At 65.1% G+C, this 26,666-nt stretch carries 27 protein-coding genes; 6 read left to right on the top strand and 21 right to left on the bottom strand.

The window, feature by feature from the left end; translation table 11 throughout:
- Window positions 1-40 precede the first annotated feature (40 nt).
- The 3 genes from FFS08_RS19930 to FFS08_RS19940 all read right to left on the bottom strand — a co-directional run bounded on the left by FFS08_RS19930 (window position 41) and on the right by FFS08_RS19940 (window position 1,842).
- Complete coding sequence (locus FFS08_RS19930) at window positions 41-391, bottom strand: DUF3768 domain-containing protein (protein WP_030090586.1); 351 nt, start codon at window positions 389-391, stop codon at window positions 41-43.
- A complete protein-coding gene (locus FFS08_RS19935) occupies window positions 388-1,350 on the bottom strand; it encodes an adenine nucleotide alpha hydrolase family protein (protein ID WP_137864403.1) in 963 nt (320 codons plus the stop codon). The genes FFS08_RS19930 and FFS08_RS19935 overlap by 4 nt, the downstream gene beginning before the upstream one ends.
- A 222-nt stretch (window positions 1,351-1,572) precedes the next feature.
- Window positions 1,573-1,842, bottom strand: a complete 270-nt coding sequence (locus FFS08_RS19940; RefSeq protein ID WP_070936307.1) for a metal-sensing transcriptional repressor — start codon at window positions 1,840-1,842, stop codon at window positions 1,573-1,575.
- A gap of 98 nt (window positions 1,843-1,940) precedes the next feature.
- Here FFS08_RS19940 and FFS08_RS19945 point away from each other — a divergent pair, with 98 nt between their 5' ends.
- The 5 genes from FFS08_RS19945 (at window position 1,941) to FFS08_RS19965 (ending at window position 9,401) form a co-directional block, all read left to right on the top strand.
- A complete protein-coding gene (locus FFS08_RS19945) occupies window positions 1,941-3,278 on the top strand; it encodes an MFS transporter (protein WP_070936309.1) in 1,338 nt (445 codons plus the stop codon).
- 110 nt (window positions 3,279-3,388) lie between these two features.
- On the top strand, window positions 3,389-3,691 hold the full coding sequence (locus FFS08_RS19950; protein ID WP_137864399.1) for a hypothetical protein: 303 nt from the start codon (window positions 3,389-3,391) through the stop codon (window positions 3,689-3,691).
- Window positions 3,692-3,745: 54 nt separating this feature from the next.
- Window positions 3,746-5,014, top strand: a complete 1,269-nt coding sequence (locus FFS08_RS19955; RefSeq protein WP_070936313.1) for a TolC family protein — start codon at window positions 3,746-3,748, stop codon at window positions 5,012-5,014.
- On the top strand, window positions 5,011-6,171 hold the full coding sequence (locus tag FFS08_RS19960; protein ID WP_070936315.1) for an efflux RND transporter periplasmic adaptor subunit: 1,161 nt from the start codon (window positions 5,011-5,013) through the stop codon (window positions 6,169-6,171). Before FFS08_RS19955 ends, FFS08_RS19960 begins: the two co-directional genes overlap by 4 nt.
- A complete protein-coding gene (locus tag FFS08_RS19965; RefSeq protein WP_070936317.1) occupies window positions 6,168-9,401 on the top strand; it encodes an efflux RND transporter permease subunit in 3,234 nt (1,077 codons plus the stop codon). The genes FFS08_RS19960 and FFS08_RS19965 overlap by 4 nt, the downstream gene beginning before the upstream one ends.
- Before the next feature lie 231 nt (window positions 9,402-9,632).
- Here the strand turns inward: FFS08_RS19965 and FFS08_RS19970 are convergent, their stop codons facing one another.
- From FFS08_RS19970 to FFS08_RS20025, 12 genes are all read right to left on the bottom strand, one after another.
- On the bottom strand, window positions 9,633-9,872 hold the full coding sequence (locus FFS08_RS19970; RefSeq protein WP_070936319.1) for a hypothetical protein: 240 nt from the start codon (window positions 9,870-9,872) through the stop codon (window positions 9,633-9,635).
- Window positions 9,873-10,052: 180 nt separating this feature from the next.
- Window positions 10,053-10,505, bottom strand: coding sequence for a hypothetical protein (locus FFS08_RS19975; protein WP_070936322.1), 453 nt, complete (start codon window positions 10,503-10,505; stop codon window positions 10,053-10,055).
- 141 nt (window positions 10,506-10,646) lie between these two features.
- The gene (locus tag FFS08_RS19980) at window positions 10,647-11,780 is read right to left on the bottom strand and encodes a hypothetical protein (protein ID WP_137864400.1); all 1,134 of its coding nucleotides are present in this window, start codon (window positions 11,778-11,780) and stop codon (window positions 10,647-10,649) included.
- 170 nt (window positions 11,781-11,950) lie between these two features.
- A complete protein-coding gene (locus tag FFS08_RS19985; RefSeq protein ID WP_070936326.1) occupies window positions 11,951-12,595 on the bottom strand; it encodes a hypothetical protein in 645 nt (214 codons plus the stop codon).
- Between the two features lie 92 nt (window positions 12,596-12,687).
- The gene (locus FFS08_RS19990) at window positions 12,688-13,446 is read right to left on the bottom strand and encodes a PRTRC system ThiF family protein (protein WP_070936328.1); all 759 of its coding nucleotides are present in this window, start codon (window positions 13,444-13,446) and stop codon (window positions 12,688-12,690) included.
- Window positions 13,436-14,095: a PRTRC system protein A gene (locus FFS08_RS19995; protein ID WP_070936330.1), complete on the bottom strand. Its 660-nt coding sequence runs from the start codon at window positions 14,093-14,095 to the stop codon at window positions 13,436-13,438. Before FFS08_RS19995 ends, FFS08_RS19990 begins: the two co-directional genes overlap by 11 nt.
- Window positions 14,092-14,922 (bottom strand): PRTRC system protein B, encoded by an 831-nt coding sequence (locus FFS08_RS20000; RefSeq protein WP_070936332.1) that lies wholly within the window; start codon window positions 14,920-14,922, stop codon window positions 14,092-14,094. The genes FFS08_RS19995 and FFS08_RS20000 overlap by 4 nt, the downstream gene beginning before the upstream one ends.
- A 10-nt stretch (window positions 14,923-14,932) precedes the next feature.
- Window positions 14,933-15,829: a hypothetical protein gene (locus FFS08_RS20005; RefSeq protein ID WP_237241404.1), complete on the bottom strand. Its 897-nt coding sequence runs from the start codon at window positions 15,827-15,829 to the stop codon at window positions 14,933-14,935.
- Between the two features lie 266 nt (window positions 15,830-16,095).
- The gene (locus FFS08_RS20010) at window positions 16,096-16,302 is read right to left on the bottom strand and encodes a PRTRC system protein C (protein WP_030090566.1); all 207 of its coding nucleotides are present in this window, start codon (window positions 16,300-16,302) and stop codon (window positions 16,096-16,098) included.
- A gap of 45 nt (window positions 16,303-16,347) precedes the next feature.
- Window positions 16,348-16,782 carry a PRTRC system protein E gene (locus FFS08_RS20015; protein ID WP_070936336.1) on the bottom strand — a complete coding sequence of 145 codons (435 nt, stop codon included), beginning with the start codon at window positions 16,780-16,782 and terminating at the stop codon, window positions 16,348-16,350.
- A 33-nt stretch (window positions 16,783-16,815) separates the two neighbouring features.
- On the bottom strand, window positions 16,816-18,435 hold the full coding sequence (locus FFS08_RS20020; RefSeq protein WP_376765092.1) for a PRTRC system ParB family protein: 1,620 nt from the start codon (window positions 18,433-18,435) through the stop codon (window positions 16,816-16,818).
- A 97-nt stretch (window positions 18,436-18,532) separates the two neighbouring features.
- Window positions 18,533-19,546 carry a deazapurine DNA modification protein DpdA family protein gene (locus FFS08_RS20025; protein ID WP_062787883.1) on the bottom strand — a complete coding sequence of 338 codons (1,014 nt, stop codon included), beginning with the start codon at window positions 19,544-19,546 and terminating at the stop codon, window positions 18,533-18,535.
- Window positions 19,547-19,633: 87 nt separating this feature from the next.
- On the opposite strand from FFS08_RS20025, the gene FFS08_RS20030 reads away from it, so the two are divergent.
- Window positions 19,634-20,122: a hypothetical protein gene (locus tag FFS08_RS20030; RefSeq protein WP_070936340.1), complete on the top strand. Its 489-nt coding sequence runs from the start codon at window positions 19,634-19,636 to the stop codon at window positions 20,120-20,122.
- 3 nt (window positions 20,123-20,125) lie between these two features.
- On the opposite strand, the gene FFS08_RS20035 is transcribed toward FFS08_RS20030, so the two are convergent.
- The 6 genes from FFS08_RS20035 to FFS08_RS20060 form a co-directional block, all read right to left on the bottom strand.
- Window positions 20,126-20,626, bottom strand: coding sequence for a thermonuclease family protein (locus FFS08_RS20035; RefSeq protein ID WP_369805560.1), 501 nt, complete (start codon window positions 20,624-20,626; stop codon window positions 20,126-20,128).
- The gene (locus FFS08_RS20040) at window positions 20,626-20,826 is read right to left on the bottom strand and encodes a hypothetical protein (RefSeq protein ID WP_030090560.1); all 201 of its coding nucleotides are present in this window, start codon (window positions 20,824-20,826) and stop codon (window positions 20,626-20,628) included. Before FFS08_RS20040 ends, FFS08_RS20035 begins: the two co-directional genes overlap by 1 nt.
- Before the next feature lie 42 nt (window positions 20,827-20,868).
- Complete coding sequence (locus FFS08_RS20045) at window positions 20,869-21,477, bottom strand: DUF6927 domain-containing protein (RefSeq protein WP_062787886.1); 609 nt, start codon at window positions 21,475-21,477, stop codon at window positions 20,869-20,871.
- Between the two features lie 43 nt (window positions 21,478-21,520).
- Window positions 21,521-22,462, bottom strand: coding sequence for an ArdC family protein (locus tag FFS08_RS20050; protein WP_030090556.1), 942 nt, complete (start codon window positions 22,460-22,462; stop codon window positions 21,521-21,523).
- Window positions 22,463-22,563: 101 nt separating this feature from the next.
- On the bottom strand, window positions 22,564-24,669 hold the full coding sequence (locus FFS08_RS20055) for a ParB/RepB/Spo0J family partition protein (protein WP_137864401.1): 2,106 nt from the start codon (window positions 24,667-24,669) through the stop codon (window positions 22,564-22,566).
- A gap of 105 nt (window positions 24,670-24,774) precedes the next feature.
- Window positions 24,775-26,511 carry a strawberry notch C-terminal domain-containing protein gene (locus tag FFS08_RS20060; RefSeq protein ID WP_083952648.1) on the bottom strand — a complete coding sequence of 579 codons (1,737 nt, stop codon included), beginning with the start codon at window positions 26,509-26,511 and terminating at the stop codon, window positions 24,775-24,777.
- Window positions 26,512-26,666: the final 155 nt, after the last annotated feature.

A 26,666-nucleotide genomic window follows, 5' to 3' on the forward strand; every position in this document is an offset into this window, starting at 1 on the left:
CCTCCATTTTGGTTGGAAATTGGCGAGGCGACTGATCGGCTCAATCGTCGCAGGGGAGCATGATCGTCAGGACACGGACGGTCACCGCGGCGTCGGCAGGATCTTCCGAGCCCCATTCGAGCGAGGGATCGTAATAATCGATGCGAAAGCAGACGATGTGACCCTCGAGCTCGAACTGCCCGTAGTTGCGTTCCGGGCCGTCATCAGGCTTGAATTCGTAGCGCCGGACGGCCGCGAGTACCGCGGCCTGGGCGACGGCTTCGCTGACGATGCGGTCGCCGCCTGCCAATGTGGCGAGACAGGTCGCCGTCATCACGATCCGCGCGTTTCGATCGAGGCCGAGCCGCACGCGGTCATTGAGCTCGGCGATCCGGGATATGGTGCTGGTCATGCTGCCTCCATCAAGCCGGCGTTGAAACTCGCGATCCATTCTTCCATCGTCGGCCGCTCGGCGATCGGCACGATGCTGGCGGCGTCCTGGAAACGGATGAGATCGGTCGGCGCATCGCGACGGATCGCGTCGATCTCGGCCTCGGGGAGCAGCCGCTCGGCGCGGATGAAATCGGTGATCCTGCCGGGCCGGGTCCTGGTCGATCGGCGCCACAATCCCTCGACGGTGCGCAGGCGCGGTTCGGCGCGGGCCTCAATCAGGACAATCAAGCGAAGGCACCACGCCGGCAGGGCGCGTACTTCATCGGGCCGGATGGCGCCGCAGAAGAAGCAGCTCGACTTGGGCGGCACCGGGAGACCGGCGGCCTCGATCCGGGCGATGCAGCGATCGCGCGTCCAGTTCCATTCGCGCAGCGGATAGCGGCACTGGAACAGCGGATCGTCCAGCCCGGCAGCATGGGCATGACGCCGGGAATCGGAGGGCGACGTGTCGTAGCCGATCAGCCGCTCGACCTTCTGCCCATTCGCCCATGCGGCGCGAGCCGGTGCCCATTGCTTCAGGAAAGCGTCTTGCGGCGCCACCTTCCATTTGAGGCTGTGCCGTCCAAGGCTGATGCTCGGCAGTGTCGCGTTCGTGAGGACATTGGCGAGGATCGAATAGTAAGGCGGCCAATGCTTGAAACGCGTGGGCACATAGCGGACCACCTCGTAGGGAATGCCGCGCGCCGCCATCCAGAGCGAGATCACTCTCTGATACTCGTAGGTTTCCGGCTTTTCGGCACCGGGATCGGCCGTCAGGACCAGGTCGGGCGGCTCGCCGCGCGATTCGAGTTCGACGAGGAGAGCGGTTGAATCGACGCCGATCCCATAAGCAAGAACGACCGGCGGGGGCGCGGCAACAAGGATGTAGTCGACCGGCGCGCGAGCCCCAGCGGACTCGACAGTTGGATGTGGAAGCATGGGGCTTCGAGTCCTTGAGGGCGGCAAAATTGCCGCCCCGCCCGGCCCCCCTCCCCTCTCTGCTGGAATCGGAGCAGGCATCGTCCGATCCGCAATCGGACGGAAGCACGATGGTCATTACGCGGATGATCCGCTCATGCGGCCTGGGCGGCGGCGCCTATTGCTTGGAGAGGGCCTCCTGCAGCGCGGCCTTCACCTTTGAGCCAGTACCGAGACAGAGAGTTACAGGTAGCGCGAGATCGCCTTGAAATCCTCAATCGCCCTGGCCGCGCCGCCTTCGTCCGCGGCATGGCTTAGGCAATGGTCGATATGATCGTTGATGAGGGCGCGCTTCGCGCTCGCCACGGCCTTCTCGACCGCATCGAGCTGCTGCGCGACGTCGACGCAGGTCCGCCCCTCCTCGATCATGGTGACGATGCTGCGGAGATGCCCCGTGGCGCGATTGAGCCGCTTGATGATCGCCGGGTGGCTGGCGTGCTTGTGGTTGCTCATCGGTCTATCTTTCACCACCCAAAACGCTTGTCGAGGAATTCATACATCCCCCCCAAGGGGATGTTGCACACATCCCCCCAGGGGGATAGGGAGAGACCATGCTTCATGTGCTCGCCAACCGCACCTATCGCCACCTGTTTCTGGCGCAGATGATCGCGCTCGTCGGGACGGGCCTGGCGACGGTCGCGCTTGGACTGCTCGCCTATGACATTGCCGGCGGCGATGCGGGCGCGGTGCTGGGAACGGCGCTGGCGATCAAGATGATCGCTTATATCGGCGTTGCGCCGATGGCGGGCGCCTTCGCCGACCGGGTGCCGCGCAAGGCGCTGCTCGTCTCGCTCGACCTGGTCCGCGCCGCCGTCGCCATCTGCTTGCCGTTCGTCACCGAGGTCTGGCAGGTCTATATGCTGATCTTCGTGCTGCAATCGGCCTCGGCGGGGTTTACCCCGACCTTTCAGGCGACCATTCCCGACGTTCTGCCGGAGGAAGCCGATTATACCCGCGCGCTGTCGCTGTCCCGGCTCGCCTATGACATGGAGAGTCTGACCAGCCCGATGCTCGCGGCCGCGCTGCTGACGGTCATCAACTTCCACTGGCTGTTCTCGGGCACCGCGATCGGCTTTGTCGCTTCGGCCGCGCTGGTCGTGACCTCGGGCCTGGCTAAAACGGTGGCCGCAGCGACCCGCAGGATGGGCATCTACGACAAGACGACGCGCGGCATTCGCATCTACCTCAAGACGCCGCGGATGCGCGGCCTGCTCGCCGTGACGCTGGCCGCGGCGGCGGCGAGCGCGATGGTGATCGTCAATACCGTCGTGATCGTGCGCGGGCTCGGGCTCGGCCAGCGGGACGTGGCGCTGACCCTGGCCGCCTTTGGCGGCGGCTCGATGTGCGCCGCTTTCGCGCTGCCCCGCATCCTCGATCGCGTCGCCGACCGCGCGATCATGATCGGCGCCTCGTTCTTGCTGGTCCTCGGCTTGGCCGCGTTGACTGCGATCAGCGCCATGATTCCGCCGGGGCAGGCTTATTGGCACATTCTGCTCGGTGGCTGGCTACTACTCGGCGTCGCTTATTCGATGAGCGTCACGCCGGGCGGCCGGCTGCTGCGGCGTTCAGCCAGTTCGGAAGACCGGCCTGCATTGTTCGCGGCGCAGTTCGCACTCAGCCATGTCTGCTGGCTGATCGCCTATCCGCTGGTCGGCCAGCTTGGCGCGCGGGTGAGCATGACCGCCGCATTCGGCGGTATGGCCGCGCTGGCGGCGGTTGGTGCGGTCGCGGCGCTGCTGCTGTGGCCGGCGAACGACCCGGACTCGGTGTCGCACCGTCACGATGATCTTCCGGCCGATCATCCCCATCAGCGTGACGCTCACGCCGACGGCGATGCCAAGCACGCCTTCGTGATCGATGACCTCCACCCGCGTTGGCCGACGACATGAGCAACACTCGCGCATTGCCAGGGCGATTACTCTCGCGTTACCAAAGAGCGGTGATCGCGACACCTTTCCGCACCAAGCTTGTTCGGGGCCGCCCTTTGGCGTTGCTCCTGATGCTGCTCGCCCTGGTGGGGATGGTCGGCATTGCGAGCTGGCACGATTCGAAACCCCACGTTCATGACATCGCGAGTGCCGAGCATGTGATCGAGCTTAGCGATCATCATCCCGGCGACCTGCCGCAGCCAAGCGATCCGCTGCACCTCGCAGCGCATGTCGTCCTGCAAGGGCTCGCCATTCCGGCCGAGCCGGCAGTCATCGCAACCGCGCCCGCTCTCGCGGTCGTGTGGACGATGGCGGGGCCAGCCGCGGTCGATTCTCTCCCGCCGATATCGATCCTGCGCCCCCCACGGGACTGACGGTCCGACGCGGCATCGTCGCAGCGGGAACCAGTCAGCTCGAAGGGAATAATCATGAATGGCGTAAAACGCCGGCTGGCGCGTTGCGCGATGGTCGGCATGACGGTCGTGCTATGGGGCGCGGCCTTGGGAAGGACGGCCTATGCCCAGGAGGCGCCGCCGTTCCCCACATTGCTCAAGCAAAGCGAAGGGGCACCTCGTGCAGCCGCTATCGCCGCCGATGTCGCGCAGGCGGAGGGACTCGCCGAACAAGCGCGCGCAAGGCCCAATCCGAGCGTGAGCGTGCAGGCCGAAAACATTGCCGGCAGTGCACCTTATAGCAGATTCGACGCGGCGGAGACGACGCTTCAGATCAACCAGCCTTTCGAGCTGGGTGGCAAACGTTTTGCCCGCATCGCTGCTGGTGAGGCAGGTGTGGGTGCGGCAAAGGCGCGTGGGCTCAATGCGCGGGTCGCCTATGCCTATGATCTTGCGACCGGCTATGCCGCCGCGGAGATCGCGCAGCGCCGGATCGAGCTTGCCCAGGATGAAGTTGGGAACGCCGAGGCCGACCTGAGAGTCGCCAATGCCCAGGTCGGCGCTGGCAAGGAAGCACGGCTGCGCAGCCTTCAGGCGGAAACCGTTTTGCAGGCGTTGCGGGCCGATCTGGACCTCGCGAGGGCCAACTACACTGGAGCCCTTGCCCGCCTGTCAGCGCTCTCTGGCGTTGCGCAGCCCTATACCGGCGTTTCCGGGTCCGTGCTGGCGCTTTTCGATACGTCTCCGGCGGTCGGTCCTGTCGATCCGGGCCGTTCGACGATCTATCGAACCGCCCTCGCCGAACGGGAGGCGGCAAACCAGCGGCTCGCTTATGAGCGCAAGCGTGCGATACCCGACGTCACCGGCTCGCTCGGCGTCCGGCGGCTCGAACGCGAGGGGGCGAACGCGCTTGTCGTCGGCGTCTCGGTGCCGCTGCCGCTGTTCGACAGCAACCGGGGGAATATCGCCGCTGCGCGCGCCGAAGTAGCCGGCGCCGAGGCACGCGCAGAAGTCGCCCGGACCGAAGCGGAAGCAGAGCTTCGTGGCGCCATCGCGCAGGCAGAGGCATCCGAAGCGCGTGTTAGAGCCGCGCAAGCGTCGCTCGCGACCGCGCAGGAAGGCTATCGCCTTGCCCGCATCGCCTACGAAGGCGGCAAGGCGCCGCTGATCGAACTGCTGACCGCGCGCCGCAACCTTGGGCTGGCCCGAGGCGTCGTGCTCGACGCCCAGGCCGGCCGTTTCACCACTTACGCCATCCTGGCCCGCCTTCAGGGCCGCACCATCACCGGAGACCCGATCCAATGACCTCCGAGAAGAACCGGCTCTATGCCGGAGCCGCTATTGCGCTTGCCATTGCAGCCGGAATCGGATTCGGCATCGCTCGCCTAACCCAACCCGTTCTGCCCGCTCCCGAGGCCGCTTCCGCCAAGGCCGACACACCGAAGGATAGTGTCGTCATCACCGCCGAAGGCATCCGCATCTCGAAGATCGGCATTGCGCCGGCCGCCGCAGGCGGACTGGATGCGGCGATCAGCGCAAGCGCCACCGTTGATTCGACGCCCGACGCCGAAGCGGTGCTGACGGCGCGCGCGGCGGGGACGGTCACGCGCATCTTCAAGCGGATCGGCGATCCGGTGCGTGCCGGAGAAACGATCGCTTTGCTCGAAAGTCGCGACGCCTCGGCAATCGCCGCCGACCGCGGCGCCGCGGCCGCGCGCGTCACGCTCGCAGAGCGACAGCTTGCCCGTGAGAAATCGCTGCTCGATCAAGGCGTGAGCCCGCGCGCCGACTATGAGACCGCGCAGGCTAATCTTGCCGTGGCGCAGGCCGATGCCCGTCGCGCCGCCGCCGCCGCCGGTGCTGCACGGGTGGCGTCTGATGGCCGCTCGGTGGCGGTGGTCAGCCCGATCACCGGGCGCATCACCTCGGCAACCGGAACCCTCGGCACCTTCGTGTCGGCCGAGACGGAGCTGTTCCGCGTCGCCGATCCGACACGCCTGCAAATCGCGGCAAGTCTGCCGCCGGCCGATGCGCCCCGCGTGCGGGCCGGCGATCACGTAGAATTGACCACCACTGACGGGCGCAGGATCGAGGGGCAGGTCCGCTCCGAGACCGGCGTGGTCGATCCGACGACGCGCGCCGCGACCGTCATCATCGTGCCGAGTTCGGGCGGCAGCACGCTTGTCCCTGGCCAGCTCGTCCAGGCGCGTATCTTCGCAAGCGGAGGCGCGGCCAAGGGCGGCGTGAGTGTACCGCAAGATGCCGTGCAGACACTCGGCGACCGCACCGTCGTCTTCGTTCGCACCGCGACCGGCTTCAAGGCCACGAACGTGCAGGTCGGGAGCCGCTCCGGCGGGCTGGTCGCGATCATCTCCGGCCTCGTCGCCGGTATCCCGATCGCGACCTCCAATGCCTTTCTCCTGAAGGCTGAGATCGAGAAGAATGAAGGAGGTGAGGAATGATCGCCGGTATCCTCGCGCTCTCCGTCAGGATGCGATGGCTCGTCGCGTTCCTGACGCTCATCGTAGTCGGCTTCGGTGCCTGGCAGATCACCAAACTGCCGATCGACGCGGTGCCGGACGTCACCAACCGCCAGGTGCAGATCAGCACCTTTGCCCCGACGTTGGGTCCGGTCGACATCGAGAAGCAAGTCACCTTCCCGGTGGAGACGGCACTCGCAGGTATTCCCGGCCTGGAGATGACGCGCTCCTTCTCGCGCAACGGGTTCAGCCAGGTGACGGCGGTTTTCACCGACGACACTAATATCTATTTCGCGCGCCAGCAGGTCACGGAGCGGCTCACTCAGGCCAAGGACAGCTTGCCCGCCGGCATCCAACCCAACCTCGCGCCGCTCAGCACCGGCCTCGGCGAGATTTTCTTCTATTCTGTCGCGTTCCGGCATCCCGACGGCAAGGGCGTCAAGGTCGTGGACGGCAAGCCGGGCTGGCAGTCCGACGGCAGCTATCTCACCCCCGAAGGCGAGCGGCTGACGACCGAATTGGCCAAGGCCGCCTACCTGCGCACCGTGCAGGACTGGATCATCCGGCCGCAAATGCGCAACGTGCAGGGTGTCGCCGGGGTCGATTCCAACGGCGGCTATGTGAAGCAATATCTGATCGAGCCCAATCTGAACGCGCTTGCCAGCTATGGTCTGTCGATCACCGAGCTTGCAGACGCGCTGGAGCGCGCAAACCTGTCGGCGGGCTCCAACTATGTCCGGCGTGCAGGGGAAAGCTTCCTTGTCCGTGCCGATGCACGGCTCAAGTCGATCGAAGACATTCAGGAAGCTGTGGTCGCCACCCGCGCCGGCGTGCCCGTGCGGGTGAAGGATGTCGGCCAGGTCGTGATCGGCGGTGCAGTCCGTACCGGATCGGGCAGCCGTATGGGCTCGGAGGCGGTGATCTCGACCGTGCTGATGCTGGTTGGCCAAAACAGCCGCATTGTCGCAAACAGTGCGGCCGAGAAACTCGACCAGGTCAACAAGGCGCTGCCGCCCGACGTGTTCGCCGAGCCGGTCTATAACCGCTCCAAGCTGGTCAATGCGACCATCGCGACGGTCGAGAAGAATCTGGTCGAAGGCGCGCTGCTCGTCATCGTCGTCTTGTTCCTGCTACTCGGCAATATTCGCGCGGCGCTCATCACCGCCGCGGTGATCCCGATCACCATGCTGATGACGGCAGCGGGCATGAATGGGCTCGGCGTCTCGGGCAATCTGATGAGCCTGGGCGCGCTCGATTTCGGTCTCATTGTCGATGGCGCGGTCATCATCGTCGAGAATGCGCTGCGGCGCCTCGCCCAACGCCAGGAGCATGAGGGGAGGCTGCTGACCCTGCGCGAACGCCTGGGCGAAACGATCGAGGCATCGCAGGAGATGGTGCGGCCGACCGTCTATGGCCAGCTCATCATCTTCCTCGTGTTCGTGCCCTTGCTCACCTTCCAGGGCGTCGAGGGCAAGACCTTCTCGCCGATGGCGATCACGCTGATGGTGGCGCTCGCCAGCGCTTTCGTGCTGTCGCTGACTTTCGTGCCGGCGATGCTCGCAATCCTTATCAAGGGAAAGGTCAGCGAGACCGAAGTGAAAGCAATCCGCTGGTTCAAGGAGAAATATGCACCCATGCTGCGACAAGCAGTCGCCCGACCGCTGCCGTTCATTGCAGGCGGCGTCGGCATCTTTGCGGCGGCGATCCTCTGCTTCGGCCTGCTCGGCGAGGAATTCATGCCGCAGCTCGACGAGAAGGACATCACCGTTACGAACTTCCGCGTGCCCTCGGCCTCGATCGACCAATCGACGCAGATGCAGCTCCAGATCGAAAATGCGCTGAAGTCGCTGCCAGAAGCGGCGCTGGTCTTCTCGAAGAACGGCAATGCCGATCTCGGTACTGACCCGATGCCGCCCAACGCCTCGGACACCTATTTCATCCCCAAGCCGGAGAAGGAATGGCCGGCAGAGGTGAAGTCCAAGGAGGATATCCTGCGCCGCATCGAGGAGAAGATGAAGCCGCTGATCGGCAACCGGACCGAGATCCAGCAGCCGATCCAGATGCGCTTCAACGAGCTGATCGCGGGCGTCCGCGCCGACGTTGCAGTCAAGCTCTACGGCGACGATCTGGATCAGATGAGCCAGCAAGCCCAGCGCATTGCCGGCATCCTCCGCGCGATTCCCGGCGCAGGCGATGTCAGCGTCGAGCAGACGGACGGCGCCCCAACTTTCGACGTAAAGATCGATCGCCAGGCAGCGGGACGCTACGGCCTGTCGGTCGAAGAGGTGGCGAACACCGTCGCCGCAGCACTTGGCGGACGGGAAGCCGGGCTCCTGTTCGAGGGCGACCGGCGTTTCGCCGTAGTCGTTCGGCTGCCCGACGCCCAGCGCGACGATCTGGAAACGCTCGGCGCTATCCCGGTCATGCTGCCGGCGGCCGAGGGACAGGTCGCGCGGTCGATCCCGCTCCGGGAGGTGGCCCGGTTCAGCTACACCCAGGGGCTGAACCAGATAAGCCGCGAGAACGGCAAGCGCATGGTGGTCGTTCAGGTCAATGTGCGCGGGCGCGACCTCGGCGGATTCGTTGAGGAGGCGCAGGCGAAGATCGGCCAACTCCAACTCCCGGCCGGAATGTACACGGCGTGGGGCGGCACATTCGAGAGCCTGCAATCGGCGCGGCTACGACTGCTGATCGTCGTGCCGATCTGCTTCTTGGCGATCTACGCGCTGCTCTACATGGCGCTCGGGGGCCTGGTGCCGGCAGCGATCGTGTTCAGCGCGGTGCCCATGGCGCTGGCGGGCGGCGTGTTCGCGCTACTGCTGCGCGGTATCCCGTTCTCGATCACGGCCGCGGTCGGGTTCATCGCCTTATCCGGCGTGGCGGTGCTCAACGGCCTCGTGATGATGAGCGCGATACGCAAGCGCCGTGAGGATGGTGTGACCGAGGACGAGGCGATCATCGGCGGAGCGATGGAGCGTGTACGTCCCGTACTGATGACCGCGCTGGTGGCCAGCCTCGGGTTCGTGCCGATGGCGCTCGCGACCGGTACTGGCGCCGAGGTCCAGCGGCCACTGGCGACCGTCGTCATTGGCGGGCTGATCACTTCGACCGCGTTGACGCTGCTGGTGTTACCGGCAATCACCGTGTTTGTGGGTCGTCGCTCGCGGCGAAGGCAGGCGGGGCAAGCTATCGCCCCGTCTGCTGCTAGCTGACCACTACCGAACGGCGAGGAAATGATCGAGCAGGCCGGGGCACAAGCTATTAGGATTGGCGTGTCACCAGGCCTGCTCGATCAAGGAGAGCGCCTGCCAACAAGAGGTCGACAGCGGGTAGACCAAAGAGCTGCTGCGGTGCCGCCCAAGGCCGATGCTTGGCGGGATGACATCGGGAGGCGTCGAGCGTGAATGGTCTCAGATCACCACCCCGCCAGCCCCCCTGCTCCGTCAGCGCGCGGGCCCGCCGCGCTGGACGGCCTCGGCGACACCCTGGATTTCGGCGACTGCCATATCGAGCCTTCGCACCGCTTCATCGCGACCGTCGCAGCCCTCGCTCGAGGAGAGCTCGATCATCAGGAAGGTGAAGAGCGTGTCTCCGGCCTCACGGGCGTCGCTCAGGCTTTCGACATGGGCGAAGTCGCTCCCGCCATAGACATCCGCGCAGGCGCGTTGGAACTGGTTCAACATGACGGGGGCTCCTGATCGGGAGTTGCGAAATACGCCCAACAGATCTCGATCCCGGCATCGAGGGTGACACAGTCGGGCCTGCGAAGCCTTCCCCTGCACCGGACACGCCGCCGAGTGGCATGTAAGGTCACCGCGATGGTACGGCGATGCGCGAAGCGAGGATTTCGGCGACGGCCGCCGTCAGGTTGGCGTGGCGGGCGCTGAAACGGATTCGGGTGGCACCGCGGCGATCGTATCGGAGATCGCGGCGTAGAAGGCCGTGAGGAACGGCAGGGTCTGGGCAAGAAGCGCCGCAGGCCATTCAACATCGTTAGGTCGCCGAAAACCGCCTTGCATGTAGAAGGGATGGACCAGCGTCAGCACCGGTTCGGCGGCGTCGGGGAACGAAAGCCCCTCGATTTCCGCCAGGCTACGCGCGATAGCGAGGTCATGCCCAACGGTGCGGCGCATTTGGTCGTCGGTGAAGCCGACAAGGCTAAGCCACGCTTTGAGCGCCAGTTCGATCGAGATGGCGGTCCAGTAGTAGCGGTGCTCGGTGGTCATGGGCGCATAGTCGGCAACTGCTGACTGCAGGAAATGTTGGGCCGCGTCGATCAGGTGACGCGCATAGGCGCGTCCATCGGTGCGGGACATGGTGGTCTCCTGCGATGGGCTGCGGTGCGGGTGTTCGATGACCTCGAAGGCCTAGGCGGCGGGATCGATGACCGTGAGATCGCGGTCCACAGAGCAACGGCGTCCGCGCCAGCGCTGGCTGCGGGTATTTCACCCCAGGGATTAGCGAGCGCCGAATCTCGTCGCCCCGCCGAACAGGCGAAGCGCCCGTGCCATCTCCTCGCGCAGCCGGGCCTTGCTACCGACGACAACCGTGGGATCGAGGAGTTCGCCGTCAGGATCGATGAAGCCATACGCGGGCGCACCGCCCTGCTCGATCGAAACCATATGCCCCCTGTCGGGGCCGGGCCCCTGATAGCGGGCCGTCAGCTCGCCCAGCTTGGCGGTGAGGCCTTTGGTCGCCTTGGACCAACGGATGTGGCCGGCGCCGACATTGCTTCCGGCCTCGCGGCCTCGGTCCATCCAGAGCTTCAGGTGCGCTTTGACCTGCGGCGGCGTGTTGCGCGTGCGCTCACGATTTCGACAGGTCGGCAGGGCTGCCGAATGGGCGTCGAGAACCCGCAAATAGTCGCCATGCAATGCGACAAGAATGTCCTCAACATCGCTGTCCGCCAGGAGGGCGCGAAGGCGGTCTCCCTGCTCGGGACTGGCAATGAGTTCATCGGCGCGAGCCGCCGTCAATTCCTCGGCCTCAGACAATGCCGACGCTGACGAAGCGAAGCCCCTGGCGGCCGTGAGGACGATGGCGCGACCGCCGCAGCGACCGCCCGTCTCCTGAAAGCGCTCGAAGATGTCGCCGCGGCCGAGTGCGGCTGCTGGGTGATCACCGAGGATGATGACCCGCCGTGGCCACGGTGTCGGCCGTGGTCGATCGCTCGGCTTCAACCAATCCGAGGGCAGACATCGTGCCGCGACGAACGGTCGCGACGGCGCGCCTGTTCTTGCCGCGGCAAGATTGGCGCGGCGGGCCGCATCGAAGAGATCATCGACGTCACCGCCACCATCGGCAAACCCGCGATCATAGGCCGAGCGTTCTGCGGTTTTGGACGGTGGACGGTGATTCCAACCAACGTGGGCCGCATACCAGCCATCGGCATAGCGGATCGCCTGATTCCAGTCATAGCCGTAGCGCTCTCTGCCGCGCAGGATCGCCGCATCGCGCTCGTCGCCGCGTACCGAGGCGGCTCGGTCCTCGGTGAAGCTGAAATTGCGTGCCTGGCGCTCGGCCTCGGCAGCTGCGGCGATGGCGTCGTTGACCGGCTTCATCGCGACGACACGTTCGCGGGTACGCGCCATGCGGTCTGCCGCCGTCGATGTTGGCGGCAGGTCGGGATAGTCGCGCCAGGCTTTCGCAATCGCCTCGGCTTGATCCGGTGCGCGGCCTCGGGCAAGCTAGGTGGCGGCCGAGCAGGGATCGAAGGGCGGGATATTCTCGGCACGTGTCATGTGCTCGGCCTCCGTCGACATCAGGCAAAGAGGCGCATGGGCTGTGCGACCGGCGGGGGCAGGCGCAGGTCGCGCTGCAGGCGGGCGGCGAAACGGTCGGGCGCCATGAGGTCGTTGACCGATGCCCAGTGATTGCGATCGCCGCAGTGGTCGTCACGGCCGCGAACGCGGCGATAGAGGACTTCCCGGCCCGGGCCCGAACAGCCGAGCGAGAGCTGCACCCACGCCTCCTCGCCATGGAGCGTGATTTCGCCGGAGACCGCGGGGCCGCCCTTGTTGGAGCGAATGTCGTAGGTCCCGTCGCAGAGGCCGAGGGCGTCGGCCAGGCGCCGCATCGCGGAGCGGCCCTCGGAATGGAAGAGCCGCTTGGCGGCCTCGTCATAGCTGACGCCGCGATAGGCCAGATTTCGCAGCACCGGGGTGCGGCGGATTTCGGCAATCTGGTCCATGCAGGTGCGCCGAAGCTCCAGGCTGGACGGCCGATCCTCGCACACTGCGCTCAGATGGCGGACGAGCAGGATCACGGCAGGATCGGTTTCCGCATCCTTGCCGGCGTTGCGGCAATCCTTGATTGCGGCGCCGATGGCGTGGAGGGTGGTGAAGACCGTGATCAGCGAGCTGGGATCGAGCGCTTGCTGATGGCGCATGGCGACGTCGTAAGTCATGGGGAGGCCCTCCGGTCTTGAGCGAAAATCCGCTCAAACGGCCCTCTCCCCCTCCCCTTTCTCCCGTGGGCGGCCTCGGGGAGCGCTGACTCTCAGGCGGCGATCGGCAGCGGAATGGGAACGCTCTGCCCCGTGGCAATGTTGATGAAGGCCCCCGCATGCCCGATCGATCCTCGACCAATGAGGTCAAAGAGCAGCGCCAGGGCATGGCTCGCCACGACTCTGTTCACGAAGAGCGATTGACGCTCCAGGGCCTCGGCCATCGAGCATGACGGCGCATCGTCATCCGGTAGGGTCTCGTCCGCGATCTCCGGAAAATATTCGAGGACCGTGGGAGGTAGTTGATGGTCGGCCTCGGCCTCGTGGTTCGGGCAGCCGAGAATGAATTGTCCATCGCCCGCGCGATTGCCGAGGTCCATCCAGTAGGTCGGCGGGCTCCGCCCGGCCACCAGTGCTGCTCCTATGGCCCGGCGCGCGGAGGCGGTATCGACGCAGGTGATGAGAATATCAGCGCCGTCGAGCTTGGCGGCCTCGGGCGCCCGTCCGTGTACCGCCGTCCAGGCAAGGCCGTGAGCGAGATTGACCCGCTCGGTCAGGGTCCGGGCCTTGGAGTTGCCGATGTCGCATCGATAGAAGGGCTGTCGGCCGAGATTGGCTTCGCTGACGATGTCATCGTCGACGACGGTCACGTCGAGCGAGCGAGAGGAAATGGCGCGCAGTGCGGTGTCCAGCGAGGCGAGGCCCATCAGCATCTGCGCTCCGTTGCCGCCGCAACCCACGAGCACGACCTTGATCGCCCCGCTGCCAAGGGCCGCGGGCAGATAGTGGCGGGCAGGCGGATCAGAGCTCATGATAGTCTCCAGAAAATGGGCTGCGCGGAAGCGGCAGGAACATCCCGCCGGCGCACAGCCGGGAGGCGATTGTCGGGCCATCCGCGTGACCGAGACGTCCGACCACCATGGAAATCTTGGTCGCGTGTGCGTCGTCGGCGTCGTCGGTTGCGCTGAAGAAGGCGGGAGCATGGCCATGGCTGTGGATGTCACAGACGATATGCCGGTGCGGCGGCTGCACGGGTGGACGGTAGGTGAGGTGCGACGGCGTCGCGTGGTCGATCTGGGGGAGATCGAGCGTGAATTGCCGATCGTTCTCATCCCAGACGATGAACGCCGCGGCCTCGTTCGGCAGAGCGGCCCGAAAGTGCTTGAGGACTTGTGCCAACAGCTCTGCCGGTATCAGTCCGCAGCGCAGATCCGCGCGCCCGGCGCCAATGCTTCCATACGGGAGATAAGCTGGAATAGGCGGTGTGACGGGCAGGTCCAGAGCGAGCCAGGCCCGGCGCAGGATCAAGCAGACACCGTCGCGGCCGACGACGAGGCATTGACCGACACGGGCTTCGCGAACCGCGTCGATGGCAGGGGATTGCCCACTGGGCGGCACCGGATAACATGGCGCGGCCGCCAGGACGGCAGCGGAGGTCGGGTCTTCGGCAAGGGCTATCATCGGCGGGACTTTCCGTAGATCAAGTCACCAAGCGTCATCGGCTCGGCCTTGGTGCCCCCTCGTGGGACGGCTTGACGACGATCGCCAACGAACGCCTTCAGGCGTTTGACCGGGAAGCGTGTCGCGCGGGTCGCCGCGAGATTGTCCCAGAGCCGCACGAGACCGCCCTTTCCCGTGACGGTCAGCTCCTGGCCCGGATTGGGGTGCGTCGACCAGGAGTCAAAAAGCGCACGTTCGAATTCGGGAATGGCCGCCACCTCCAGCGATGTCGGCCTCGGAATGTTGCCCCAACACAGCGAGCCATTGAGGAAGACGTTGAGGATGGGCGAATGAAGCAGGATGGTCTCGGCCGTGGGCCGCTCGCTGCGGCCAAGGGCATAGACACCAAGCCTACGCCGAGTGGCGACAAGGACGTGCGCGGGATATGCGACCGGGACAACGGTACGGCCAGCAAGCGCACGAAGGCCCGCCGGCGGGGTCGACAGGTTGAAATATGCTGGCCGCACCTGCGCGGGCACCCACCAGACGAGCAGATCGGGATGCGCAACGAGCACCGTCTCGGGGAGAATTTGGGGCGCGGCGACGCGGCCGAGCGCCTGCGACCAATGCCGCAAATGTGCTCGTGTCAAAGGCGTCCCGGCGGCGATAGTCGGTGCGCCGGCGGCGTCATGGTCGATCTGGTGGATGCTGGCGAAAGCGTCGGCATCCTCGTCGGGGGTAAGATGGGAACCGAGGCCGCGGGCCCCGTTGCTTCTGTAAAGCAGGATGGCGTTGGTCAGCACCAATCCGCCGGCAGTTCGCTCGAACTGCACGCAATGGTCGGTCATGTCGGCCTCGCTATTCGGGGGGATAGAGTTCGATTAGGTGTCTGGCAGCGCGCAGAAGCCGGGCGCCAACCGCGAGCGAGGCAAGCCATGCATCGATTGCTGCGATTTGTGTCATCGGGCAGAGACCCGTCACGTCCATGAAGCCATACTCCATGCCGTGGCGCCCGACATCGTCGACCTCGACCGCGAACTGCTCGACGGGAACGAGGGTCAGCGGCGGCAGTGGCGAGCATTCCTCGATGCCGGGGACATATTCGTAGAGAACGTCCATCTCTACGCGCCAGGCATGATGCTCGTCGGGCAGATCGGTGAGTGCCGCGTGAGCATCGCGTAATTCGCGCAAGGCCCGGCGAAGGACAATCGGTAGCTTCGACTGAGGCGCCGCCTTTGCTGCGAACATCCATTCCGGCCGCTTGGCATTCATGGCGGACGGCATGATTTGGGCGTCGATTTCGCTGGGATCAGCCCCGTGGTAGGCGATCAGGGCTTCGCGGGCGGCCCCATCTTCGGTCTCGCCATCCCAATAGTACATCGAGATATTGTCGAAGAGATCGTCATAGCAGAACACCGGGAGAGCGCTTCCGAGCGTGCGCTCGAGCGCCCGGTAGGCCGCCGCGCGCCACGGGATCGGCCGATTGCTGTCCTCGATCCATCCAAGATCCAACTGTCCGACGCTATCGCAGACGATGGCGATCGCCGGCGCGCCGCAGGATTCCCCGTTGAGGAGGACGACGCGCAAGTCCGCGATCGTACAGCTTCGCAGGATGTCCAGGACCTTCGCCGTGAAGACCTGCTCGATGCGCCGCCGTGCCTCGGGGCGCGTCAGACGCGCTGTCGCCCCCTCCTTCGACACCACCCAGCTGCCCACCAGCTTGTGATGGGCTACGAGCGAGCGATCGAAGATCACGGGAATATCGGGCGAGAAGCGGACGGACCGTCCGGCGAGGTCAGCCGAGCGGTGGGAGGGGCAGGCCGATGGGTGGAGCGATGGGATCGGCGGGACCGTCCTCTTGCGTGCCCGCGCAAAGGACGATCTGCGCATGGAGGGCTTGGGCCTGTTTGCTGCAGGTTGGCCGGGAAAGTCCGGAAGTGTCGCCATGGTCGTTCTCGATCCATTCGAGGAGCGTGTTGCGCGGTGCTGCGGGGATGGCCGCTGTTCGCGGGCGTGCCACCTCAGCCCTTCGTGCCGACCGCGCGGCGATATTCGGTGACATGGACACCGCCGGTAACCCCGGCATCCACCAGGTCGGCATTGAGGATCGCCGGGTAGAGGGTGGCGTGATAGGCGCGCAGCCCTTGCGGGTCGTTGGCAAGGTGCGGCGGCTGCGGGAGGTCGATACCGTCATAGCGGTAGACCCGGGCAAGGTGATCGATCTGCATCGTAATGTCCTCGTTGGAATGGCAAAGGGGCGCCGGTTCATCCCGTCACCAAAGACTGGCGGGTTCCTCCGATTTGGCATCGGCCGGAAGGGCGCCCGGTGCTGGCGCAGCCGGCGCGATGGTCGTGGGGCCTGCCGACTTGGGAGGCGTCGATGCCGCCTTTGCCTTCGCCGCCTCGGCGGACGCTGCGCGGGCGGCCTCGGCCGCGCCCCGCTGGGTGGCGATCTGGTCAGCGAGCGTCTTGCGCGCGGCAATCAGTCCGCCAAGGGCGCCGTCGGCACCCTTCGAGAGCTCGGCATCGATCTCAGCGGCCGTCGCTGTGATCGAGATCGGACGCAGCTCGCCGGCCTCGGCCTTGTGCGTTTTCCCCTCGGCGATGCGGGGAATGATGATGAGGGTGACAACATCGTCAGCGCCGGCGACGAGATCGAAGGCGAGCGAATAGCTGCCCAGCAAGGGCAATAGGCTTGAGATCAGCATGTTGGTGGTTCCTTGATTGGAAGGCTGGTGGGGTCAGGCGGCCAGGTCGGCGACCACCTCCTCGGTCTCAGCGGGCGGAAGAAACTGGGGCGGCGAATAGCGGCCATTGAGGGCCATCGCGCTCGGCACCCGGTCGGCCCAGTCGAAGCCAACCGCATTCAACATGCCGGAGATGAGGTCGGCCTTCTTGGCGCCAAGCAGTTTGGCGAAGGCTTTCTCGCCCATATGCGCCACCAGGCCGCATTCGCCGGCGATGAATTTGAGCTCGTCCTTCGTGTAGCGTTCGAGGAATGAGCGATCGACCTGCCAGACCGTCCGAATGTCGATGCCGAAGGCGCTGGCAAGATCGGCGACATGCGTAAACGACTGGACGTCCCGGGCATAGGCGGCCCCGATCGCGGCGAGCACCGTCGTGGCTTGTCCCTCCGACAGCTCACGGATCTCTGCGATCTTGTCCTTGAAACCGCGATCGGGGAACGCGGCGTCGACCAGCAGCGCGGCGCGCGAGGTCAAAGTGCCTGCCTTGATGTGCGACAGTGTGCCGGTCAGCGCCGCCACGAGGATCGCCGCCTGCGCAGCCGATGGATCGTCAGCCAGCCCGCGCGCGAGTGCCGTCCGCCAGGTCGCCTCTCGCAGGTCGGCGGTGCGACCCGCGATGGACTTTGCGGTGATGCTCGGCCCGGTGCTGGTGGAAACCTTGCGCACGACGGTCCCGCGGCCGGCCAGAGGTGCCACGGGCGCGGCGTCATCGATCAGGCTGCCAGTTTCTCCGCCATCCTCGATTTCGTCGCCATCGTCGGCAAGATCGGCCTCGTCGCCATCATTGGACCCGATTGCTGCGGCGGCATCCTCGGCCTCGGCGGCCGCCTCCGCTTCACGGCGCGCGGCTTCGACGACTTCGGTCTTGAGCTGGAAGCAGGTGGCATTGGTGCAGTGACCATCGTCGACATGGGTGTCGAACAAGGCGCGCTGCGTCCCCGAATTGAACGGACAAGTCATGCATTCCGTCTTGTCGAAGAGGGCGTCGGCCAGACGCTGGGTGACACGCATCAGGAGGTCGCGGGTCTTGGCGATATCAAGGCTAGCCGCGATGATCGTCTCGAGCGCCTTGTCCTGCTTGTCGGCGGGAACGGCGGCCAGCAGCTCGGCGTGTCCGACCTTGATGCGGCGCTCGTCGAGCGCGGTTTTGACGGTGTCGGAAAGGTCGGCGAGCGCGAGGCGGCGATCGAGCTTCGCCCGAGACCAGCCAAGCCGCCGGGCAGCCTCGGCGCGGTCGCCTTGACACGCCGCGAGGTAGCGAACGGCCGCGTCTGCCTGCTCAGTCTCCGAGGGGTCATCTCGATCGTCGTTTTCGGCAATAGCGGCATCGAGCGCCTCCTGATCCGTCATCTCCCGGATCAGGACCGGCACCTCCCCGTCTTCGCCGAAGGCTTCCATGGCGGCTCGGAAGCGGCGCCCACCGGCGACGATCGTGAAATGCTCCGGCAGGTCGGCAGCGGGCCGAACCAGCATCGGCTGCAGCATGCCTCGCAAACGCAGGGAGGCGACGAGTTCGTCATGCTTCTTCCGGTCGAAATAGCGGCGCGGATTATAGCCCACGGCAATCCGGGCGAGCGGGACCATGGCGGTTCCGACAGGGTGCGATGCGGTCAAGGCGGTTCTCCTAGTGAGAATGGCGGTGCACGCGCTTGCTCGCGACGCGCACCCTTTCGGTGAGCCTGATGCTCACCCTTCCACTCCCCCTCCCCTTTCACCGCTCCGCCGTCTGGTCATGGAAGATGTCGGCCGCCCATTGCTCGAGCCACGGCTCGAACATCTCATCATGATCAAGATCGCCGGACTCGATGAGATCGCGGATTTCGGTACGGGCCTGCGCGATTGCGGCCTCCCAGGGATCGATCGGCGGAGGATCTGCGTCAGCAGGCCGTTGCTGCGGAAGGCGGCGCGGCCGCTCGGTTAGTCGGTGGTACTGACCGGCGAGCCATTGCTCCATGTAATCGGCCACGACGCGATCGGTCTTGGAGATCCCCGCCTTCAGGGCTGCCCGACGCGCACCGACGCCATAGGCCTGGCTGTCGATCGACGCGACCCGGTGTGCGAAAGGCAGAAGGAAGGGCAGTGCCGTGCCCTTGACGCCGAATGCGTGGAGCAGAACACCGGCCGGAAGAATCTGATCGAGATGGTCGATGACCGCGATCAGGCCTTCCGGTCCGTGAATATCGCGCCGGCACATGCTTCCGACACCGATCAATGCGCCGGGGCGGAGCGAACCCCAGAGCGCATCGACACAGCGCTCATAGTCGGATGGTCGCCGGCCCTGGATCACAGGCATCAGTCTGTCGGCTATTCCGGCATCCTCGCCCAGGATGCGGCAGTCGCGATTGGCGCGGATGGTGCGCGACAGGCGGTCGAAGACTTCGTCGCGATCTCGCGCGATCTCAGCCTCGACGCAGTAATCGGCACTTGCCCACCATTGGAATGGATAGGCCGCCGCGAGCGATACATAGTCCGACAGGGACCACGGGAAGCCACCATAGCGCGCAGTCGCGACGAAGCCTGCGGAGTCCAGGCAGAGGCCGGACAAACCCCGTGCATTCTGGAGTTGCCCCAGGCGCCATCCGGTCCATTCCCGCCAGCCGCGCTTTTCGGACCAACGTGAAAGCGCGTTCGCCGAGATGAGCGCGGTCCGGCCAAGCGCGCGTGCCCGCTGAAGGATCGGCCCATCGTTCAGGTGCGGAAGGCCGACGATGACGTTGATGGGCATGATGCGCGCTCCGCTCGCAACGGAAGCACGCGGACAATTGACGGTCGCGCATGTTCACGTTACGTTCTAATGAGTAGGAGATTTGCCATGACGACGCCCAGCATCCGACACCTGTTCGATCTCGACATAACGCTGCGGGATGCGGCGCTGGATATGGAGAACCGGCCGACCCGTCGGATGATCGCCAATGCGGCGATCGGCATGCATGTCGAGGACGCCTACTATTCGGTGCGGGAGCTGCGCGAGGCGGTAAGCTGGGTGCATGAAGGGGTTTCGGCGGGCAAGCTGAAGCTGGCGGAGATCCTGGGCAATGATGGTGCCGACGATTTTCAGCGCTGCATCTATTTCTGCCTCGCCGGCCGCGGCGTGGTGTCGATGCTCGACGATCTTGAATGGCTGGAGGATCTGCTGGAGCGGCGCGGGCGCATCGCAGGCGAACAGAAGCGCCTGAAGGAGACGGTGATGCCGCTCGTGAACCCCTATGTGGCCGACGCGCCCGATGGGCCGTTGGTCAGGATGGACGGAAATTTCGAGCAGGGACCATCTTGGTGGGCCGACCCGACTTTGTCGGCCTGACCATCAGCGCTCGCAGCTCAGGCGGTTCCCGTGCCGCCAGCGCGACGGTTCGATCCAGTCTCCGGCAAAGGCCCCTGCCCTTTGCCTCCTGGCCGAAGCGAAGGCCGCATTATATGCGCGCAGGCGAGCGGGATCGTCTCTGAGATAACTCGCCTGCGGGGTCGCGAGACCCGCGCGGATAAGACGCTCTCCCAAATCCGCGCCGTCGACTGTAACGACCGCAACGGGGCGGCCATAAGAAGACGAAGACACGAGCCGGATCGTCGCGGCCTTGGAGCGCAGGGCGTTCGCGGCGAAATCCTGTGCGGCCTTCCCACACTGCCAACATCCCGAGGCGCGCCGACAGAGCTGCCCGCGCTCGAATGCGTCGACCCCAAGCAACCGGAAATCGACGGCCACGGTATCGCCATCGAGCGCCCGCGCCTTCGCGTCGAAACTCTGAGACCATGAGGGCGATGTGAGAGCGGCTCCGCCCGCGAGGATGATGGCCGCCGCGATCCGGATCAAAATGTCATCTCCACCTCGACATGATCATCGGCCGCCGGCGTCGTGCAGACCCGGAATGGTTGCAGCGGATCGCCAGTGCGGACGATCGACAGCCTACCCGGCCGCTCGTCGAATAGGCGACCTGCGACGCGATTGGCGTTCTCGCGGCTGCAAAGCTGCAGACGCTTGGGCGACAATTCAAGACACGCGGCAAACATGATGGCTTCTCCCTGCTGCGGGAATGATACTGGCTGACGCACTCATGCAAAGATCGTCTTGTGAACCTTAGTGACCGGCAGGATCGTCCAGTCGCGCTCCATGAACCGGCTGATCGCATAGCCGCAGCGAGTCGCGGGATCGCGGAAACTCAGGCGGCGGCCGCGCTTCACGACGATAAATTCGTCACCCACATGACCATCGGAGAAGGTCAGCGCCTGGGCCAGTTTGATCCGGTCGCCGTCCTCGATCTTGCGCGATCGGCGGGCCAGGTTGGCACGGCACCGCGCGCGCCAGTCGAGGGCGTGCTCCCGGTCGGTCGGGGTCAGAAGGTCGAGAATGTGGCGGGGACAGCTATCCTCATAGGGGCCGACAGATTCGTCCATATCCTTGTAGCCGAAATGCTCGCCGGACTTGCTTTTGGGATTCCACATCACCTTGCAGACGATCGCGAAAACCTCCTTGCCGACGCCGTCGATCATCACCTGAGCCGCAGCATAATAGGTGCGATTCTGGGGGCAGGATGAGGCGAGCACCTTCAGTCCCTTGATCGTCCCGTCCGCCTCGCGGCTATAGGTGAATTGCGCGTCCAGATAATCCTTGGCGGTCTTGTGTCCGCCCATGTGGAAACGGGACATGGTGAGCCAGCCCATCGGTATCTCCTGTGATGTCGGGGAAAATTCGGATTAGCGGCGGTCAGGCCGCCTCGAGGATCTGCCTGACCCCCTCGGCCGATGACGCCGTGTCGTCGCTGTCGCCAAACGCCAGAAGGTAGTTGAAGGCCTGCTCAGCTTTCGAGGCGGCGTGAATGATTGCGGTCTTGTCCGCGCGCAAAATGCCGAGCCAGTGGGCGACGTAGCTCGCATGATTGTCGTGCAGTTCGTTCGGCAGATCCAAATGCGCGCAAATCAGGCCGCTTCCGATCTCAGCCACAAGCTCCTCGAAACTATAAGCTTTGTCGCCGAACCGCTTGCCGAAGGTCCGGGCAAGGCGCGAGCTGCCGCCTGACCAATGAACGGTCTCGTGTGCCCTCACCGAGGCGTAATGATCCATCGTTGTGAATGACCGCCGGTGCGGCATCTGGATGAAATCAAATGTCGGGTGGAAGAAGGCGCGATCGCCGCCATGTCGAACATCTGCCGGCACATGATCGAAGAACTCGTCGATGGCAGCTTGCCGCGCAGATGGATCGATCGGCGCAGGGGTCGCGTCGTCCGGATAGAAATAGGCGGGCAGCCCATCGATCTGATCGGCGTTGAACACGAGATAATGGCGAAGGAAACGAATGCTGCGTTCGCTCTCGGCACCGGTCACCCGGTCCGACTCGGTCTTTTTGAAGCTCGAATAATAGACCGAGAGCGAGCCGTGCTCCCCCCGGCGAACATGGCCGCCGAGCGCTTCGGCCTGGCGATACGTCATCCAGTAGCGCGAGCGATAGCCGTTCGCGTCTGCGATCGCCCAAAGATAGACCGTGTTGATCCCGGTATAGGGCGTGCCGCAGTGTCGGAGCGGACGGCCACCGGCGCCGGCAACCCGCCAGGGCCGAGTCCAGGGCGGGACGCCTTCTTCCAGCTTTCTGATGATGAGGTTGGTGATTTCGGCCGCGACGTCGCGGCTCGGACGGGCTTTCGCAGGCATGGCTGATGCTCCAGCGGGATGACGATGGGGTTCGGGAGAGGCAAGCGTGCGGGAGGGGACGATCGCGCAAGTGGCGCCGACCGCCCCCCTGTCCTGCTGGGTCAGGCTTCGACCGGCTCGATCACCGTATCGTCCGCGACCGAAGCGCCTTCCGCCATGTGATCATCCGACAACGCAGAGCGATCCGGCTCGCCACCGAGACGATCGGTCGGGCACGGGGCCGCAGCACCAAAGCGCATCGCGTCCGGCACCCATGCGAGCACAGCGTCCTTCGTCTCGGGCTCGACAATGGCCGCCCCGGCGAAGAGTTTTTCACAGCTCTCCGAGATCTCCGCCTTCTTCAGGGTGGCGTGCCGAGCCGTCAGCGCGCCGCCGCCGACGTCATGAAGCAGGCTCAAAATGCTGCCCTTGTTGACCCGATCGAAGAAGTTTTCCGCGGTCGGACGCCACCAGCTCGCAACGTCGATCTCGAGGATCGAGGCCAATCGATTGTGGATCGCGACCTGGCCGCTGGCCCCGCGCGGCTTGGCCTCGATCGACATGGCAACGATATAGGCCAGCCACTGCGCCTTGCTGTCGTCATCGAGCGCGCGAAACCCTTCGAACCGATCGATTTCGTGATCGTGGTCGCACCATCCGGCATCAAGGCCATCATGCGCTTCGGCCAGGTAGGACCGGGCGCGTGAGCCGGGCAAATCCGCCGTGACGGGATCCTGCGGGGCATCAGCGCAGATGGTGGTGCCATATTGAACGATCTCGTCGGCAGAACCGCCGCCGGCGAAAACCCGGGCGTCGATCATGACGAACAGCGCGTAATCGAGCGCGAGCGCCGGCTGAGCGAGCAGACAGGATGCGAGAATATCGCGGCGTTGTATGGCAAGCTCGTCGTAGAGCCGATTGCTGAGCGGCTTGCCGCCAGGTGCCACAGCTTCGGGTCGGCGAGCTGGCTCGGGCGAATCCTTCACGCAGACGCGAAACCTGCCCGCCCCGCCCTCGTCGGGTTCGCCGGGATTTCCGCCGCCCGCATCATCGATCGCGTCGGGTTCTTCGACGATGAGCTCCTGCTCGCTATAAAATTGGGTGTCGAGACGCATCTCGCCCTGCGGCGTCAGAAGCAGAAACGCGCCGACATGCGGCCGCAGCTCATCTGGCAGCACGGGCGCGCGATGCTCGATCGCCTCGGCCTCGGCGATCAGTCGGTCATCCTCCTGGTCCAGGGCCTTGTAGGCATCGGGCGAGATGGATTCGTCCTGCATTTCGGCCTCGAGCTCGGCGCGGCGCGCCTCGATCTCGCCAAGGCGGGCGGATTGCTCCTCGGTGAGCGCGGGCGGCTGCAGGATGGCACGGTAGAGGCCGTGGGCGGCGTTGTGGGCGTAGTTGCTGGCGATCGGCCTGATCCAGGCAAGGCCCGTCTCCTCACCGATGCGTCTCGCTTCGGCCTCCATGATGTCGCCGGCGAGACGGTGCGCGATCTCGGGATTGTTCCAGCGGTCGTTGCCGTCGGTGAAGAGGTCGCCATCGACCTTGCCGCCTGCCGCGCGATACCGCTCCTCGCCGACCAGAATCGCGATCGGATCGCTGGCCTTGAGCGTCTCATTGGCGATGACGCGGCGGATGGTGTCGGCCGTTACGTGGCCATTCTGGTAGCTGTTCCAGACCAGAAGCTGCTTGTCGTGGCTTTCGGTCGACGCATAGGCTTTGGCGATGTCGAGCGTGATCTCGCTTTTGCTCAAGGCGTCGAAGATCGGCGCTGCCAGCGAGGCGAGGCGCAGGCGCCCCTCGACGAAGCGACGTGTCACGCCGAAACGCTTTGCGACAGCATCGAGATCGCCGGTCGAGCCGATGAAGTGCTGAAAGGCGCGGCATTCCTCGGCGGGGGTCATCTTGAGCTGATGGAAGTTGGTCGCCGTGGACGTTTCGGACAATTCGGCATCGTCGCCGGTAAGGATCATGACGGGGACATCGAAATCGGCTTCCGAGATCGTACCGCGCTCGGCGAGCAGGCGAAGCGCGCGCCAACGGCGTCCGCCATCGAAGACCTCGAAGGTGCCGCGCGGCTTTTTGGCGGGCGTGACGAGCAGATTCTGAAGGACGCCCTTGGCCTCGATACTGGCGGCCATGGGTTCAATCTGAAGCTGTTCGTCCGGTGCGGTACGGACGTTGATCGGCGAGAGCCGCAGCTTGGCGAGTTTGATGGTCTGGATCACCGGGGTCACTCCTCTTGGCGTCCGGCAATTCCCGGACACCACCCCGTTCCCCCTTCCCTCTTTCCCAAGAGCGGCCTCGGTCGTTTGACCAAGGGCGACCCGCGCTCACCCAGGATCGGCGAGAATGCGCCCAAGGATGTCGGCGGCGATGCTCACCGGAAGGAACACCCGTGTCCGGTACTGAATGATCTCGGTGAAGCAGCCCAAGGATTTCAGCCAGGCGAGCTGATCCGACGGCGCCCCGACTATCTCGATGCGATGATTTCGGTTCACCATCGCGCGGCGGATCGTCATGGGGAATGGGCGGGCAACATCAACGCTTCGACCGGAATGGGCCGATTTGATGATGTCCGAGGGCGGCAGGTTCTCGGCGCGATCGATGCCGAGCTTGGTGAAAAGCTGGACAACGTGCTCGTCGAAAACGAGGCGGCCGAGCCAGCTATTTCCCGCTTTGTCAGCGATGCGGTTGACCACCAGATGATCGCTGGGCAGCGCCGACCAGATCGGCAGAAGCAAGCCGGTCGCGAGGCGGATCGTCTCGGTGTCGACCTTGTTCGCCGCTTCATCGGCTTCGGCCTGCCATTTCGCGCAGAAGGCGTCCCGATCGACTATTTTCCAGGCGCTCTCGAAGAGCTCATGCTCGCGGATATATTCCCGCCGGGTCGGCCTCGTCAGCTCGAAGCGCGGGATCGGCGTTCCGTCCTTCTCCTCCATGAGCGCTCGGGCGCGGGTCTGCAGCGCGACCATCCCCGACTTGGCGTTGAGCAGAAATACGGCGGTGCTATCGCTGTCGGCGATACGCAGCACGCGCTCCAAGGTGACAGGGGTCCGCCGCCGCGCGATCTCGATGGTCAGCAAGTGCGACGTCGCCCCGCTGACCGGGTCGGTCCGGAGCAGTGTGTCGTCGATCAAGGTGGCGGAATCGACGAGGATCGTCTCGACACCGACATCGAGCCGGCCAGCCTCCCTCGCCGCCGATACCCGTGTCTCGACCAGGGACAGAAACTCATCGAAGATGCTGTTCTGCAGGCCGATGGGAAGCGCGAGGATGCGATTTAGCCATCGCTGGATGGGCGGCAGTTCCTCTTTCAGGACGCCGTCCTTGTCGCAGAGCTCGAGACCGGTCCGATCCTCGAATTCCGAATGCGAGATGCTCTTGAGCTTGCCATCGACCAGCAAGTGGAACCACGTCACCAGCGCAGCGCAAGCATATTCGCTCTCCAGATTATCAGCCGGGTCGAAGAGATTCTGACCGCCGGTCTGGCGCTGACCCCGTGTGAGTGCGCCGAGGCTGTCGAGCCGCCTCGCAATCGTGCTGGTGAAGCGGAGTTCGCCTTTGCAGTCGGTCGTGACGGGCCGGAACAGTGGCGTGCTCGCCTGATGGGTCCGATGGGTTCGGCCAAGGCCCTGAATGGCGCGGTCCGCGCGCCAGCCCGGCTCGAGCAACAGATGGACGCGTTGCTCCTGGTTCGGCACGTCCATTGATGCGTGATAGGATCGCCCCGTCCCGCCGGCGTCCGAGAAAATGAGGACGCGCTTCAGCCCCTGCATGAAGGCCGCGGCCTCGGCCTGACTGGTACGGGTCGAACGGGTTTCCAGCTTCTGCCGGCCGTCGCCCGTCGAGATTAGGCGTTTTGTCCGCCCAGTGACTTCCGCGACACGATCATGCCCGAAATGCTCCAGGATGCCGTCGAGCGCCGACATGATCGGCGGCAATGCGCAAAGATGCTCGATCATCAGCGCGCGGGCAGCTTCGGCTTCGGGATTGTAGACGGGATTACCCGTCTCGTCCGTCATCGGCTCGGAGCGCTGCGTGCCTGTGTCGTCGGTGAAGACGCGCATTTGGCGAGTAGGGAAAGCGCGCTCGAGATAATCGATGACATATTCTTTGCAGTCGCAGTTTATGTCGAGCGTGGCGGCGGTAGGCGCAGGTTTCCTTCGGTTTTCCATGATTTCACTCCAGATAATATGAGTGCCAGGGGGTTGTCCGGAGACGG

This window comes from Sphingomonas sp. 1F27F7B (assembly GCF_005503355.1).
Taxonomy (GTDB): Bacteria; Pseudomonadota; Alphaproteobacteria; order Sphingomonadales; family Sphingomonadaceae; genus Sphingomonas.

What these genes read in the sequence shown, in the direction of transcription:
- FFS08_RS19930 (WP_030090586.1), bottom strand. Translation starts at nt 391, where the DNA reads ATGACCAGCACCATATCCCGGATCGCCGAGCTCAATGACCGCGTGCGG.
- FFS08_RS19935 (WP_137864403.1), bottom strand. Translation starts at nt 1,350, where the DNA reads ATGCTTCCACATCCAACTGTCGAGTCCGCTGGGGCTCGCGCGCCGGTC.
- FFS08_RS19940 (WP_070936307.1), bottom strand. Translation starts at nt 1,842, where the DNA reads ATGAGCAACCACAAGCACGCCAGCCACCCGGCGATCATCAAGCGGCTC.
- FFS08_RS19945 (WP_070936309.1), top strand. Translation starts at nt 1,941, where the DNA reads ATGCTTCATGTGCTCGCCAACCGCACCTATCGCCACCTGTTTCTGGCG.
- FFS08_RS19950 (WP_137864399.1), top strand. Translation starts at nt 3,389, where the DNA reads ATGCTGCTCGCCCTGGTGGGGATGGTCGGCATTGCGAGCTGGCACGAT.
- FFS08_RS19955 (WP_070936313.1), top strand. Translation starts at nt 3,746, where the DNA reads ATGAATGGCGTAAAACGCCGGCTGGCGCGTTGCGCGATGGTCGGCATG.
- FFS08_RS19960 (WP_070936315.1), top strand. Translation starts at nt 5,011, where the DNA reads ATGACCTCCGAGAAGAACCGGCTCTATGCCGGAGCCGCTATTGCGCTT.
- FFS08_RS19965 (WP_070936317.1), top strand. Translation starts at nt 6,168, where the DNA reads ATGATCGCCGGTATCCTCGCGCTCTCCGTCAGGATGCGATGGCTCGTC.
- FFS08_RS19970 (WP_070936319.1), bottom strand. Translation starts at nt 9,872, where the DNA reads ATGTTGAACCAGTTCCAACGCGCCTGCGCGGATGTCTATGGCGGGAGC.
- FFS08_RS19975 (WP_070936322.1), bottom strand. Translation starts at nt 10,505, where the DNA reads ATGTCCCGCACCGATGGACGCGCCTATGCGCGTCACCTGATCGACGCG.
- FFS08_RS19980 (WP_137864400.1), bottom strand. Translation starts at nt 11,780, where the DNA reads ATGGCGCGTACCCGCGAACGTGTCGTCGCGATGAAGCCGGTCAACGAC.
- FFS08_RS19985 (WP_070936326.1), bottom strand. Translation starts at nt 12,595, where the DNA reads ATGACTTACGACGTCGCCATGCGCCATCAGCAAGCGCTCGATCCCAGC.
- FFS08_RS19990 (WP_070936328.1), bottom strand. Translation starts at nt 13,446, where the DNA reads ATGAGCTCTGATCCGCCTGCCCGCCACTATCTGCCCGCGGCCCTTGGC.
- FFS08_RS19995 (WP_070936330.1), bottom strand. Translation starts at nt 14,095, where the DNA reads ATGATAGCCCTTGCCGAAGACCCGACCTCCGCTGCCGTCCTGGCGGCC.
- FFS08_RS20000 (WP_070936332.1), bottom strand. Translation starts at nt 14,922, where the DNA reads ATGACCGACCATTGCGTGCAGTTCGAGCGAACTGCCGGCGGATTGGTG.
- FFS08_RS20010 (WP_030090566.1), bottom strand. Translation starts at nt 16,302, where the DNA reads ATGCAGATCGATCACCTTGCCCGGGTCTACCGCTATGACGGTATCGAC.
- FFS08_RS20015 (WP_070936336.1), bottom strand. Translation starts at nt 16,782, where the DNA reads ATGCTGATCTCAAGCCTATTGCCCTTGCTGGGCAGCTATTCGCTCGCC.
- FFS08_RS20025 (WP_062787883.1), bottom strand. Translation starts at nt 19,546, where the DNA reads ATGCCCATCAACGTCATCGTCGGCCTTCCGCACCTGAACGATGGGCCG.
- FFS08_RS20030 (WP_070936340.1), top strand. Translation starts at nt 19,634, where the DNA reads ATGACGACGCCCAGCATCCGACACCTGTTCGATCTCGACATAACGCTG.
- FFS08_RS20040 (WP_030090560.1), bottom strand. Translation starts at nt 20,826, where the DNA reads ATGTTTGCCGCGTGTCTTGAATTGTCGCCCAAGCGTCTGCAGCTTTGC.
- FFS08_RS20045 (WP_062787886.1), bottom strand. Translation starts at nt 21,477, where the DNA reads ATGGGCTGGCTCACCATGTCCCGTTTCCACATGGGCGGACACAAGACC.
- FFS08_RS20050 (WP_030090556.1), bottom strand. Translation starts at nt 22,462, where the DNA reads ATGCCTGCGAAAGCCCGTCCGAGCCGCGACGTCGCGGCCGAAATCACC.
- FFS08_RS20060 (WP_083952648.1), bottom strand. Translation starts at nt 26,511, where the DNA reads ATGCGCGTCTTCACCGACGACACAGGCACGCAGCGCTCCGAGCCGATG.